This is a genomic window from Undibacterium sp. GW821-FHT11H02 (genome assembly GCF_058808015.1).
The window spans coordinates 96496-110542 of record NZ_JBXARG010000013.1 but is presented as its reverse complement, the minus strand read 5'-3'; the positions used below and the strand labels follow the sequence as shown (position 1 = coordinate 110542).

The window sequence follows — 14047 nt, the reverse complement described above, 5'->3', positions numbered from 1 at the left end:
CGAATGGGTGACGAAACTTCGACTGCATCATCCGAAAATTGGCATCCGTAAGCTTCATTATTTACTGCTCTACTTACTTTCTATTCCCTCTAACTCGCTGCTAACCACGACACTATTGCGGTTCGACTAGCTGCCCCCCCCCGAATCGGTTGACTTAGAATCTCGCACTTCTTAGAGAATGCCCTCAGCTGGGCGCAAAAAAAAGGGACCGCGAACGGCCCCTTTTTACCATCTGACAACAATCAAATATTAGAACTCATAACGAGCTGAAACACTTGCAGTACGAGCCCCCATAAATGCAGCTGGAGCACCGTAGTTAGGATTCAACTTATTGCCTGTTGGCAATTTTGTTGTATCGCGACTGTAATCACGGATTTGATTAACCATAGTCATAGTTTGAGTGTTGAATACATTGAAGATGTTAGCTTGGAAAGTCAAAGTACGGCCACTTTCCAACTTCATGATGTATGCAGCATTCAAATCCAATGACTTAGTCCAAGGCATAGTTGGTCCATTACCACGGTGACCTAACACAGACTTACCATTGGCATCTAAGCAGTAGTAACTAGATGCACTACCGTACGCACCGGAACCACCGTTAGTTGTTCCACTTGGACCGTTATAATCAGGCACTGTAACAGGTACATAACCGATACAGCTAGTAGAGCGACCAGATGCCAATGTGAAGTTGGCGCCTAAACGAATATTATCGTTGATTGCGTAGTTACCATACAGTTTCAAAGCATGTGTACGATTGTTTGGCAAAGTACCATAGGCACCATCAGTGAATGAACCGAAGTCGAAATCCTGTGTAATACCAGCATCTTCTTGACCCAAGTCAGACTGTACATAACCTTCGGCAGTACCCTTACCTACAGCATAAACGTAAGAACCGGACAGACCCCATTTACCATCAAATGGGCGTTCCATAGACAATTCAATTGCCTTGTAAGTACGTTCATACTTAGCCAGGCCCAAATAGCTGTTTGGTACAGTAACCGATACTAATTTACCATCATTTTTAGCATCGATCTGGATGTTCAAAGGACGACCTGGGTTCATCAAGACACAACCCGCCATAGTATCAGGATCGAAATCTTTGTAGCCATTATCATCCGCCCATTTTGCTACGCCAGTGTGTGCGCAGTAGTCATCCATACCGTCGTTAACTTTACGATAAACGGCTTTGACACCCATAGACCAGTTTTTAGCCAAAGATTTTTGGAAGCCCAAAATAAATTCATCTTGTGACATAGGACGCAATTTAGTATCTGCGATTGTGCCTGGATTTGGCGCCTTCAGAGAACCACTGATAATTGCTTGGCCGATTTCTGGACCTAAACCTAAAGCAGCCAAGGTTTTAGGATCTTTGCCTGTGAAGTTGTAGTAACGGCCTTCCAAATATTCAGCAGAACTACCACGAATATTAGTATTGGACGCAACAGGGATATAGTAACGACCAAAGTTACCATAAACCTTCATGCTTGCATCGCCATTCACGTCCCAAGCAGCGCCCAAACGTGGAGCTAACAAGTTCTTACGGTCAACGAAGCTTACGCCGTCGCCATTCTTATTGTCGAAAGACTCAGAGCGCACACCACCGTAAACCAAAACATTCTTAGTCACTTTCCAGCTATCTTCGAGGTACATTGCATCATTCTTCACCAAGAAAGAACCTGATGTTGTTTGATACTTACGAACGCGCACATATTCAGTATTACCAGGCGTACCAGCACCCACTACACCGTTGATAGTACGACTCGCTGGCATTGTGTAGTAACGATAGTAAACGCCACCACTATATGTAGAGCCGGCTTGAGTAGAAATGAAATCTTGACCATCCCAGCCTGCACGAATTGTATGGCTACCTGCCAAATATTCGAAGTCTAAACGTTTGCCTTTACGTGTATCGGAATCATCCGGTGCATTCAAATCGCGAATCGTCAAATGCGCTGGATTCCAGCAACCATAGGCTGGCTGACCATTGGCGCCATAAATACCAGGGCATTCTGCACCAAAATTAGATGGATCATTAACTTTTCCTAACAAGCTGTATACGCGACCATACTGCGCCGATACCGTCAGGTTTTCAGTGATGTAGCCTGTGTATTTCAGGATTTCAACGTCGCCACCACTTTCGATAGAGCTCAAACGTGGTGTGCCTACATGGCGCAACGCGTATTTGTCTGCGTTGGTTAAGTTATCGTAAATTGTGTAGCTCGTTTTACGCTTATTGCTGATGCCGGTGAATTCTAAACGGTGATCGTCACTGATCTGCCAGTCAAGTTTGATCATGCCATTTGGCGTTTGCGCGATGGTCTTTTGACTTGTAGAGCCACCATAAGTATCCGTGGTATTTTTACGGCCTTCTAAGATACCGAATACGAATAATTTATCTTTGATAATTGGGCCACCACCATAAAGGTTGTAGGACAGATTATTAAAGTTATTTTCTGCTGGGCTAAATATGGTGTAAGAAGGTGTGTTTGCATCAATCCACGCATCTTTATCACGGTTTTGAACAGTCTGACCTTTAGCGTTTGCCCAACCAGGTGTCCAGTAAGCAGAAACGCCACCTTTCCATTGGTTTGTACCACGCTTAGATGACAAACTGACTACACCACCAAGTGAACGACCAAATTCGGCGCCGTAACCACCGGTTTTTACCTGTTGTTGGCTGATTGCATCAAATGGCAAAGACGCATAGTTTGTGAAGTTACGCATGTTAGTAACGTCAAAACCATTGATGTAATAGCCGTTTTCTGCAACTGAAGCACCACTGAAAGAAGCTAAGTTACCGAAAGCTGCATCACCTGCGACTGTACCTGGAGCCAGCAAGGAAACTGCTGTTGCATTGCGGCCAACTGGCAATGCTTGAATTTCAGCCAAGGAGAATACGGTATTCGATTCTGTGCTGGAAACGTCGATTGGATTGCGTGTACGTGAACCAGTAACAGTTACCGTTGCAACATCATCGAATTTGACTTCAGTACCAGAACCAATCGCGACCGACACTTCACGTGTTTTGCCACCAGCAGTGACTTTATAACGGCCAACTGGCAATTTAGAGAACGTAAAGCCACCATCTTTGTCTGCTTCAATAGTACGAGAAGAGCCATTTTCAATACTAACTACTTGAATTTGCTCTTTAGCTTTTGCACGTCCAAAAATAGTACCGTCAGCATTTTGTGCGTAGGCCATGGATGCGAAGCACATACCAACCGCCACTGCGATTGCAGAGCGCTGGATTTGCTTCATATTAAATTTATTATTTGCCATTGAAATACCCTATAAGTAAAAAAACACCTTGTCATCACCACTTCCTCACCGCTGCACAAAACTTGAAAATGACCTATTTGCAATTCAAATCAGTTTATTCTTCGAACGGTTTGCACCGGTCAGCACTGTTCTATCAATTCAAGTTTTTGCCTTTTGTTACGTTTCTATTATCATAATATCTATTGAAACGTCCCAAAAAAACCATGCAGGTTGAATGAGATCATTTCCCGATTCAGCGTGTCAATTTTTCCGAAGAATTCCACTCCAAAAAACAACAGAAAAATTTGTTAAATTAATTTTTCAATTACTTAACTAAATTTACTTAAGTCATTATTTCAGTGGAAAATTTCAATATTTGAGGATTTGAAAATGCCTTATTTGGCATTTCTCGAATTTGCAAAATAAAAAATGAGTGAAAGAAAAAAATCAAAATCTGCTTTTTTAATATATTAATCTAAAAAACATGCAGATTTGCAACTATTCGCTGGGTAAAATCGTCAGAAATCATGTTGCATTTAGAGCAAAGAAATGTGTTTTAGTATTTAATCAAGATCTCTATTTGCCTATTTTTTCCAACAAAGAAAATGCCTGCAAGAAACGATTTAAAGTTTCTTGCAGGCACTTTTATGAATGTGAGAAGTTCTAGTGTTTAACGTTAGGCTTAAAATCGACTTGTCCTTAATGCATGAAGTGTTAGCTAGGCAAACGATATTTGAGCATCATTAATACCAATTAATGTCAAAGCAGCACTAATATCGCTTGCAGTAATCAATTGCGCCAATTTCATTCCATTCACAATTGACGCTTCTGGACTAGAATAATTAAGCCCCCATTCGACTGCAAATTTATTTGCAACAAGTGCTTTATTGTCCAAAAGATCTGCAACCCAACCCCATGTAGCATCTCCTTTGAATTTGTGTGCCGAATCTAAAATGGTATGGACTAATGTTCCAGGCGTTTCATTTCCAGATTTAAGTTGTCCAGACCAATAATCTAGTCCTTCGGCATCGGCGCCATCAACCCGTCCCAATGCATTCTTATAGACCATATTGACAAAACTCTCTGCGCTCATCTTATCGCTGTAGCCAGTAAGTTCAGAGTAAAAAATGGCTGCGTTATAAAATGAATTTCCTATCATTTGTAAGGATTGTCCCGCTTTGTACTGTGTGATCCAATAATTCAACCCATCCGCTTCAGGAATGCGGTTGAAGAACGCTACATACAAATCCTCTAAGTCACTTAATTCACGCTGACTAATGCCAAGTGCGTTGGAATGGATATCTAAATTTATAGAAAAATCTTGGAATTGTATCGTTTCAATATTGTGCAAAGCCCAATTTGCCAAGCCCTTATTACTGATTAAAACGGTACCGGTATCAAGTCGATTCAAGCTAATATCGGTGCTTCCAGTCAAATTTATCGGTAAGCGCAAGACGTCTACGCCGCTACCGCCATCCAAATAGATTTTTTGTGCACTGAGCATATCGTTCAAACTAATCGAATTATTTTCCATAGAAAATTGCAAAATCCGATTTGTATCGTCAGCGACAGCAGCATAATTGGCAGTCTGAACTTGCTTTACAAGGTTCGTGACATTGATAGTCTCGGTTTGCTGCGTACTCAATAAATTTTTACGTATTGTCCCGGTGTGATCAATCGACACCAAACTCAAGCCCGAACTACCATTAAAAGCACCATGCGCATAAGCATCAAATAAAGAAGCCTGATGGTAGGTCAAGCTCGTCCCATTGAATTTCCAAGTATAAGAAAACAAGTCATTGTTTAAAGTCGCGGGTTCATAAAGACCGGGAATAGTGGAAGTCACACTCAAATAATCACCAATAGACTGATAATACTTAAGTGCAAATGCCTCTTTTTCAGGGGCACTAAAAGGCGCACCTAAATAGAGCATCTTAGAATTTTGCGTAGCCCGCCAAACGCCCGCTGAGCGGTAATATCCACCTTCATAAGTAGCGATTACACCGAGCTCCCCATCGACATAGCCCATCCAATCGCTCCATGGAATGCGACTGAGAGAGTCAGTTACATGCGCACTATTACGAAAGGCTGAACTAGAAAGAGGAAAATCCTTGGCCACGGTAGCATCGACGTATTCATCTTGCAGACCCGCATAGCTGTGACCAATTTCATGTAATGCCAATTCAGACGCAGCACTATTTCCGGCAGAAGCCCAGGCTATAGATCCGCCAGCGCCACCATACAGTGGTGTATTGACCAAGACGATGGTTAATTCATGTGCATCCGCTGACAGCGCTTGAGCGACAACTTGTTCCACCAAGCCAGAATCGCCATACAAAAGTCGGCCATCACTGCCATGCTGTGTGGAATTAAAGTAAGTATTGACTTGAATTCCATTGTTAGGTTGATCAGTGCCAGACTGCGCCGAGGCAACGAACAAAGCTGAGGCGTTAAAAAAACTCTTATAGGTTGAAAATGGCGCATTCAGGCGAGCGTTGTCACTACCCAAAATCATATTGATAAATGTATTGGCATCCGCTAAGAATTTGGTCCGTTCGGCCTGCGTATAACCTTCGGCAACGATCACTATATCGACCCGCTTTGCGCTAGGTCCAGAATTCAATAATTGGGTAATATCAGCCATATCTGCACTCAAATGAACAAAAAAACTTTTTCAAATTTGGGAAAAATATCCAAACTGCGACCGGAAAACTAGTAAAGCACGGTTTAAACTGGAAACAAATATTACGCGAATTTGTTCTGCAAGTGAGTCATTTACCCGGCATTTTATTGCAAAAACACTCATTTCAAAATCACACTATATCTACAAATGCTATTCAAGTTGCTGCACGGAACTAAATTTACAAAGCGAACTCTAAGAACTCGTTGATACCTAATATTAGGATAGACGAGAAACAAAAAAACAAAACCGCAAAAAAGACCGCAAATATAAACGCCGACGAACGGATACCAAACTCAGCCCAGACTGACCGTTGATATCTGTATTGTCGACCCAAAAAAAATTGACTGTGCTGCGCATAGTCCGAGGAGGAGATGTTATGAAACTGGTCAGCATTATTCGTCTGGCAGCTCTTAGCGCTGCAGCATTACTAAGCCTCAACTTCAAGCTTGTCCACGCTTACACCGATGAACACAAGTTCAAAGTCAGCCCGGCACCTGATCGGCACGAAGGACAAGGCCCATACTCTCAACTGATCCTGCGCGAAGTCACTGTCATTAACGGTACTGGCGCACCAGCATTTGGCCCCGCCGATATCGTCATTGAAGGAAACAAAATTACTCAAGTGGTCATCGTCGGCACACCGACTTCGAATGTGCGAAGCAATCGTCCGCAACTTAAAGCGGGAGGAAAAGAGATGCAACTGGCAGGACATTATGTGATGCCGGGCATCATCGATATGCATGGTCATATAGGTGGTGCAGAGCAAGGCACGCCTGCCGAGTATGTGTACAAATTATGGATGGGGCATGGCATCACCACCATACGTGATCCGTCTTGCGGTAATGGTTTGGAATTTTGTTTAAGTGAAAAAAAACGCAGTGCGGAAAACAAAATTACAGCGCCGCGTATTCTCGCTTATCCCTATTTTGGACAAGGCCAAAATACGCCTTTCACTACGCCTGAACAGGCACGAGTCTGGGTGCGCGATATGAAAACAAAAGGCGCGGATGGCTTGAAGTGTTTCGGCTACCGCCCTGATATTCTACAAGCCGCTTTAGAAGAAACCAAAAAGCAAGGCATGCGTTCCGCTTGCCACCATGCGCAAATCGATGTCGCACGCGTCAATGTGCTCAATACCGCGCGTTGGGGTCTAACGTCGATGGAGCACTGGTATGGATTGCCAGAAGCCTTATTTGATGGTCAGACCGTACAGAACTACCCGGCCGACTATAACTACCAAAACGAGCAACAACGTTTTGCTCAAGCAGGTCGCTTATGGGCGCAAGCTGCCAAACCAGGCAGTGCCAAATGGAATGCGGTGATGGAAGAATTGTTAAAACTTGATTTCACCATCGACCCGACTTTCACTATCTATCAGGCCGCCCGCGACTTGATGCGCGCTCAACGTGCGGTTTGGCACGACGAATATACTTTGCCTTCACTATGGAAATTTTATTCACCTAATCCTGATTCACACGGCTCCTTTTTCTTTGACTGGGGTACCGAAGATGAAGTCGCGTGGAAAGAAAATTATCGTATGTGGATGCAGTTTGTAAACGAATACAAGAATCGTGGCGGGCGGGTCACCGTCGGCTCCGATTCTGGTTTCATCTACAAGCTGTACGGTTTCGGTACCATAGAAGAATTGGAATTATTACGCGAAGCGGGTTTCCATCCTTTAGAAGTCATGAAAGCGGCAACACTATCTGGTGCCGAGGCTTTAGGTATCAATCAAATCACGGGCAGTATCGAAGCAGGGAAACTAGCGGATTTAGCGATTTTGGATGAAAACCCGCTAGCGAATTTTAAAGTTTTATACGGTACCGGACACACCCGACTCAAGCAAAATGGCGAAGTACAACAGGTAGGCGGCGTTAAATATACCGTCAAAGATGGCATCGTTTACGACGCAAAACAATTGCTAGCGGATGTCAAAGCCATGGTGAAGAAATCCAAGACAACATCAATTACCCAGTGATCTGACACAGCAACATCTGGCAAGCCACAAGGCGCTGTTAGTTAATAGGATTTTTTCTTTCAGCGCCTTGCCGACTCAGCGCATTTTTTACAGTAATTTACATTCAGAGGTTTTTTATCCTCAAACCGGGCCTGCTCTATGCTTGAATATGTGTTTTACGCCGAGATTTTTTGCAAATCAAACATGGCTGTGCTATCTTCAAATGACACCCATCTTGGAGATGCATGATGTCTGACGATGCTCAACTCATCGCCATTGAGCAAGTTAAGATCGGCATGTTTATCAAGCTCGATTTGAGTTGGTTTGAGCATTCGTTTTCCATGAATTCGTTCAAAATCACCAATCAAGAACAACTCGATGAATTGCTCGCATTAAAACTAAAACATATACGTTACATACCATCCAAGTCTGATCTAGTGCAGACCTCTGGAAATAAGCCCGCCGCTTCGGTCAAAGCACCGAGTATTCCAGCTTCCGCACAGGTATTTGAGAGCATTATTGAAGCAAAACGAGCTCGCTTTGAGAAACTGACACGTCAGCGTACCGAGCTGGCGCGCTGTGAAGAAAAGTTTGTCCATGCGGCGACGGTGGTGCGCTCTATAGGCAAAACTATCTTTTCACAACCTGAACAAACCATCAGAGAAGCGGGTCTGTTAATCGACAGTATTGCCGACATTTTTCTTGATTCAAATGACACGGTCATGCATTTGATCCAACAAACTGGCGCAAATGAAGAGCTGTATTTTCATACACTCAACGTATCGGTACTGGCAATGATGTTGGCAAGTGAAATGAAATGCAATGAGAACCAAATCAAAACGATTGGTATGGCTGCCTTGTTCCATGACATAGGCAAAGTCAATATCCCAGAAAAAATTCTTAATAAAACCGAAGCGCTTACCAAGCCCGAACAGAATTTTTTCGAAATGCACACGCAGTACGGAGTCGAAGTTGGACGTACCGCAGGACTTTCGCCAATCATGCTAGAGGTGATCGCGCAGCATCATGAACATATGGACGGCAGCGGTTATCCACAAAAACTGAAAGGCGAAGCAATTCGCTTGCCCACGCGTATCGTTACGATAGCGAATGTGTATGACAACTTGTGTAATCACGTCGACCCCAGTCAGTCCATGACGCCGCATGAAGCCTTATCAACGATGTATGCACATCGTCGTGCCCAATTTGACGCGGCGGTGATGGCGACCATGATCAAAAGCTTGGGCGTGTACCCGCCGGGCACTATTGTGCGCTTGTCAAATGAAGCAATTGGATTGGTCATGAACGTGAACGTCGGTAAGCCTTTGCGTCCGCGTGTCTTGGTATACGACGCTGAAATCCGCAAAGAGGATGCAATTATTCTTGATTTGGCAGAGGAAGGTGCAGATCTGTCAATTATCGCCAGCATCCGTCCCGGGTTATTGCCGAAGGCGATCTTTGAATATTTAAATCCACGCAAACGTGTAAACTATTATTTCGATTCCAAATCAAAAAAATCGCCTGGCAACATCGCGAGCACCCAAGCTTAAATAAGATGAATGACGCCAACACCGTCTTAGATGCCAAACTGTTGCATCATATTTTGCAGCATGCGACCGAACCACTGATGGTCGTGTCGGCAATTGATCTGATTTTGCTAGAAGCAAACCAACGCACCTGCGACATCTTAGGTCAGACGCGCGAGTCTCTATTAGGGCAAGCTCTCTCAAACATAGAATGTGCCTTGCAGGATGTCTTTTTTTGGGAAGAGCTTAAGCTCAATCCAGAATTTTGCGGCACCAGGGTAATTGAAAGCGAATGGTTGAGTAATCAAGGCGAAGTGATTCCTATCGAGAAACGCGTGACCAGTTTTAGTGATCAAGGTCAATGTTTTTGGATTATTCAAGTCGAGGTACTCACCGAAAAGCGTCGCATGGCGCAAGAACAAATCCTTTTAGCCTCACAATTACAGAGTTCATTAGAAGCGACCGCCGAAGGTATTTTATCGGTCGACTTACAAGGTCGGGTAATCAATTTGAACCGCCGCTTCGCCGCGATGTGGGACCTGTCCGATGAATTAATCGTCGCTCGTGACGAAGCATTTATGATGGATTATGTCCTATCATGCTTACGTCATCCGGAACCATTTGAAGCGACGTTGCAAGGGATAAAAAATAATCCTGAAGCCGACACCGAAAATACTTTAGGGACGCGTGATGGACGGCATATCATTTGCGTTTCGAAACCGGAGTATCTACGCGACCGCTTGGTTGGCCGGGTATTTAGTATGCGCGATATCAGTGCGATGAAAAAAGTAGAAAATGATCTGGTCGATGCGCTCAATTTGGCTGAACTCGCAGTGCAAGACAAGTCACATATGGTCGATGCATTGAAGATCAGTGAATCGCGCCTGCGCCGTCTGGTCAACTCCAGCCTGATTGGCATCTTTCAAGGAGATATGAGTGGTCACTTAACACTAGCGAATGACGTCTTGCTTGAGCTATTGGGCGTGCAACACTCGAATATTCTCGACAATCAAGTTGAATGGCTAAAACTGACTTCTCCCGAATATCATGAGGCACACCAGGCTGCATTGGCAGAAATTCGCGAATATGGTCAAGCTGCGCCATTCGAAGCTGAATTGACGCGCAAAGATGGGAGCAAGGTACCCGTCATGGTGGGACTCGCACAATTAGAGGGATCGCGATTTGAGTGGGTCGGCTTTGTCTTAGATCTGACCGAACAGAAGAAAGCTGATCGTGCAAAGTCAGAATTCATTTCTGTGGTCAGCCACGAGTTGAGAACACCACTGACCTCGATTCGTGGCGCACTGGGTTTATTAGAGAACGGTGCGGCTGGAGAACTGACACCCAAAGTAATGCACTTGATACGCATCGCCCATAGGAATAGCCAACGCCTCGGAAACTTAGTCAATGACTTGCTCGATATGGAAAAATTAGTATCGGGCAAAATGGAATTTAAGTCCGAAAGTTTCAACCTGACACAACTTGCCTTACAGGCGATAGAAGCCAACGCTGCGTATGCCGCAGCACTCGGTGTTCAATACAGATTTTCAGGTGACAGCGAACCACTTTTTGCGCTCGGCGATAGCGAACGCGTGATGCAGGTATTTGCTAACTTACTGTCCAACGCTGCCAAGTTTTCACCCAAGGGCGAGGTTGTCGTGGTAAGTCTACTCAAACATGATGCTTTTATCCGTGTCGAGGTGGAAGATCGTGGAATTGGTATCCCACTTGAATTTCGGGACCGCATTTTTTCTAAATTCGCACAAGCAGATGGCTCCAACACACGACAACGAGGCGGCACTGGACTCGGTCTTAATATCGCAAAATCATTTGTGGAAAAAATGGGCGGCGAAATTAATTTTCAAAGTGAAGTCAATAAAGGCAGTTTGTTCTGGTTTACTTTGCCTGTCGTGCACAATGCAGAGCTACTGATTAAAAATGCCGGCCCTAGGCTTTAAGCTTACAAGTTACGGCTGGAAAAAAATTTCTCTATGACGGAAGGCTCTTTGGGAGGCTTCTTTTTTGACGCCGTTTCGCTAGGAAAAGGCTGCACCAAATTCATCGTCCAATACGTTTTATAAAACGAATTTTTCTTAGCGACACAAACCACGACCACTTCGGTGTAATCGGGGTCCATCATTTTGTTACAATGACTAGGACTCTCGAGCCAGCCGCGCATGACATCGTCTAAAGTACGTTGACCTGCAGCGATGTTTTCGCCAGCTTTCATATAGGGATAACCCGTAGCTAAAATTCTTTGACTTAATTCGCGTGAATCAAAGCTGGTGTGTGACACGACATTCGCCTGCGCCATTTGTACGGCATGTTGATAGGCCGCGTTTCGTATGCTGTTTTGCCAGGCCAGCGGTGCGGCAGCTTGGAAATACTCACCACCACAATACCTAGCCTGAGCCCTGATTTCATTAATTTTACGGATCACCGGCTCAGTGAAATCGGGCAAGCCACAAGTGTCATTGCTTAAGCCATCCGTTGGGAAAATATCGGCAAACACGCCATTATCAATTTTCAATACAGCGCTTGAGATTTGCCTTGAGGCGGGGTCTTGAACGACGCTCAGTTCCGATGAACAAGCCGACATCATACTGATTAGAAAAACCATTCCGACAACTTGCTGGCGAGTTTTCTGCATTTCTAAATACCTTAGTCCAAATACCTGCTAAGCCTTATCAGCGATCGCGATAAATTTCGCCAAACCAGCAGCGGCCTGTCCTCTGATCTTATTTTGTACCATAGGAAAAGCGCCAAATAGCCAACCGGTAAGACCCAAGGCTTGACGACACCACTTCCACAAATCGAAGTGATCTTGATGACGACAGATCTTACCGTCACGAAACTCAAATTGAGCCTCAATCCGGTTCACCACCATGCGACCAGTTTGGCTAAAGCGATAAGTCGCGACCCAAGACGCACGACCTTTCGTCGCATCGGCTTCAATGCCGTCAAAGCTTAAAGAAAAATCTTCGGCCCGACTGGTCAACATCTGCCACATCGCACCAACTTGCTTGCCGCGCAGTCTCGGAAAAACCGGATCAGAAAATTCGATATCGTCAGCGTAGCAACTCGCCATCGCGATCGCATCGCGACGCTGAAAGGCTTGATAAAATTCTTGGATTAATTGGGCGTTAGCGTGCATAGATTTTTAATGTGAACTGGCAGATGCCGACGCAGAGCTGGAAGCGGAAGCTGAGGCGGATTCAGAAGCTGCCGCAGTGGCAGCCGCTGTCGGTTTAATTTCAACAATATTATTTTCACGCATGTAGTCGTTCATTTCCTTCCAACCGGCATATACGGCGGCTCGTGATGCATCGGGATTCATGGCATAGCAATCTTCTATACCACGCCCGGCATGACGACAAGCGCTGCCGGTTGCACGCGCATCCGCTTCACGAATTGCAGCATCTTTCGCAGGGTCAGGAACACCGAGGCGCTCGCAAGCACTGACTAAGCACAAACTAAGCAACATTGAAGAAATCAAGACAGTACGCATCACATCACCAATTCAATCAAAATAAGGCTAAGTGTAGAACAGAAAAGACGCTCAATTAGCGACTTCTGCAATTTTCTTTTGATTTTATACAACAATCATTTTTGCGTAGTCAACCACGACAGCAAAGTATCGTTATGTATAGCTTGACTAAGTTCAGTGAATTCGCATTGGACAGCCCATAATCAAAGTTATAATTTTGGCGCGCAAAGTATTGATGCAGGCAAGCGCCAAGTACAGACTCAAATCAACAAGGAAATTTCATGCACTACCCCCGTTTTTTTTCGCTGAGCTGCAAAACTCTTGTCCTCTTAGGTTTAGCAGCCACACAGTTTGATAGCGTTCAGGCGCAAACTTTACAAGACAACACATGGCATGGTGGCATCTCCATTGGAGGCTCACTGGCTTCAAGTAATACGTCTTCACAAACATTCAATGTGGTGGCAAATGCAACTAAAGCGAGCAAAGAGGACAAGCTGGGTTTCTACAGTTTGATCAATTACGGCAGTAATAAGATCAATAATATTAAGACCAATACAGCACAATTGCTGCGTCTGGGTGGCCGTTATGATTACAATTTATCCGAACATAGTTTCTTTTTTGGTGGTAGTGAACTAGAAACGAATAAGATTCAAAACATTGATTCACGTTATTCCATCAATGCCGGTGCCGGTTTTAAAGTGATCAAAACGGACGTGACCAACTTTGATGTATTTACCGGTATCGGTTTTTCAGAAACGCAATTTGGGACTACTATTCCACCATCACCGACCAGCAAGCGCGGTTTCGAATTTTTACTCGGTGAAGAATCCACTCACAAAATCAGTGCAACCTCCAGTATCAAACAACGTTGGGCTATTTATCCAGGTACCGGCGATATTGGTACTCGCAGCACCCTCGATATCAACCTCGCGACTGTGGTCGCAAATGGTTGGACTCTAAATGCGGGTGCCGCCTTCAGTTACACCAGCAAACCGAGCAACAACTTTAAGAACACCAATAGCTTGATCACCTTTGGTTTTGGCTACAAGTACTAAAATTTACCGGGCTTAAAACTGCAGTCAAAAAAACCGTATAAGACCAATATCAGTCTTATACGGTTTTTTAATTTTCAGTCA

At 44.5% G+C, this 14047-nt stretch carries 9 protein-coding genes; 4 read left to right on the top strand and 5 right to left on the bottom strand.

Features of this window, described 5'->3' with window-relative positions; translation table 11 throughout:
* Window positions 1–249 precede the first annotated feature (249 nt).
* Window positions 250–3279, bottom strand: a complete 3030-nt coding sequence (locus AC1RR2_RS14135; protein WP_493222901.1) for a TonB-dependent receptor — start codon at window positions 3277–3279, stop codon at window positions 250–252.
* A 697-nt stretch (window positions 3280–3976) separates the two neighbouring features.
* Window positions 3977–5902: a M64 family metallopeptidase gene (locus AC1RR2_RS14130; RefSeq protein WP_493222900.1), complete on the bottom strand. Its 1926-nt coding sequence runs from the start codon at window positions 5900–5902 to the stop codon at window positions 3977–3979.
* 415 nt (window positions 5903–6317) lie between these two features.
* Between AC1RR2_RS14130 and AC1RR2_RS14125 the strand changes: the two genes are divergently transcribed.
* The 3 genes from AC1RR2_RS14125 (at window position 6318) to AC1RR2_RS14115 (ending at window position 11382) form a co-directional block, all read left to right on the top strand.
* Window positions 6318–7919, top strand: coding sequence for an amidohydrolase family protein (locus tag AC1RR2_RS14125; RefSeq protein WP_493222899.1), 1602 nt, complete (start codon window positions 6318–6320; stop codon window positions 7917–7919).
* 227 nt (window positions 7920–8146) lie between these two features.
* Window positions 8147–9448, top strand: a complete 1302-nt coding sequence (locus AC1RR2_RS14120) for an HD-GYP domain-containing protein (protein WP_493222898.1) — start codon at window positions 8147–8149, stop codon at window positions 9446–9448.
* A gap of 5 nt (window positions 9449–9453) precedes the next feature.
* Entirely contained in the window at window positions 9454–11382 is a 1929-nt protein-coding gene (locus AC1RR2_RS14115; RefSeq protein WP_493222897.1) for an ATP-binding protein, read from the top strand.
* A 2-nt stretch (window positions 11383–11384) separates the two neighbouring features.
* Here the strand turns inward: AC1RR2_RS14115 and AC1RR2_RS14110 are convergent, their stop codons facing one another.
* Genes AC1RR2_RS14110 through AC1RR2_RS14100 form a run of 3 tightly spaced genes read right to left on the bottom strand, consistent with a single transcriptional unit; the run spans window position 11385 to window position 12932 of the window.
* Window positions 11385–12074 carry a CAP domain-containing protein gene (locus tag AC1RR2_RS14110; RefSeq protein WP_493222896.1) on the bottom strand — a complete coding sequence of 230 codons (690 nt, stop codon included), beginning with the start codon at window positions 12072–12074 and terminating at the stop codon, window positions 11385–11387.
* 27 nt (window positions 12075–12101) lie between these two features.
* Complete coding sequence (locus AC1RR2_RS14105) at window positions 12102–12578, bottom strand: nuclear transport factor 2 family protein (protein WP_493222895.1); 477 nt, start codon at window positions 12576–12578, stop codon at window positions 12102–12104.
* Between the two features lie 6 nt (window positions 12579–12584).
* Window positions 12585–12932, bottom strand: a complete 348-nt coding sequence (locus tag AC1RR2_RS14100) for a hypothetical protein (RefSeq protein WP_493222894.1) — start codon at window positions 12930–12932, stop codon at window positions 12585–12587.
* 260 nt (window positions 12933–13192) lie between these two features.
* On the opposite strand from AC1RR2_RS14100, the gene AC1RR2_RS14095 reads away from it, so the two are divergent.
* Window positions 13193–13966, top strand: a complete 774-nt coding sequence (locus AC1RR2_RS14095; RefSeq protein WP_493222893.1) for a DUF481 domain-containing protein — start codon at window positions 13193–13195, stop codon at window positions 13964–13966.
* Window positions 13967–14047: the final 81 nt, after the last annotated feature.

Excerpts from the sequence above, each read along its gene's own strand:
- AC1RR2_RS14135 (WP_493222901.1), bottom strand. The coding sequence starts at position 3,279 with ATGGCAAATAATAAATTTAATATGAAGCAAATCCAGCGCTCTGCAATC.
- AC1RR2_RS14095 (WP_493222893.1), top strand. The coding sequence starts at position 13,193 with ATGCACTACCCCCGTTTTTTTTCGCTGAGCTGCAAAACTCTTGTCCTC.
- AC1RR2_RS14105 (WP_493222895.1), bottom strand. The coding sequence starts at position 12,578 with ATGCACGCTAACGCCCAATTAATCCAAGAATTTTATCAAGCCTTTCAG.
- AC1RR2_RS14125 (WP_493222899.1), top strand. The coding sequence starts at position 6,318 with ATGAAACTGGTCAGCATTATTCGTCTGGCAGCTCTTAGCGCTGCAGCA.
- AC1RR2_RS14130 (WP_493222900.1), bottom strand. The coding sequence starts at position 5,902 with ATGGCTGATATTACCCAATTATTGAATTCTGGACCTAGCGCAAAGCGG.
- AC1RR2_RS14115 (WP_493222897.1), top strand. The coding sequence starts at position 9,454 with ATGAATGACGCCAACACCGTCTTAGATGCCAAACTGTTGCATCATATT.
- AC1RR2_RS14100 (WP_493222894.1), bottom strand. The coding sequence starts at position 12,932 with ATGCGTACTGTCTTGATTTCTTCAATGTTGCTTAGTTTGTGCTTAGTC.
- AC1RR2_RS14120 (WP_493222898.1), top strand. The coding sequence starts at position 8,147 with ATGTCTGACGATGCTCAACTCATCGCCATTGAGCAAGTTAAGATCGGC.
- AC1RR2_RS14110 (WP_493222896.1), bottom strand. The coding sequence starts at position 12,074 with ATGCAGAAAACTCGCCAGCAAGTTGTCGGAATGGTTTTTCTAATCAGT.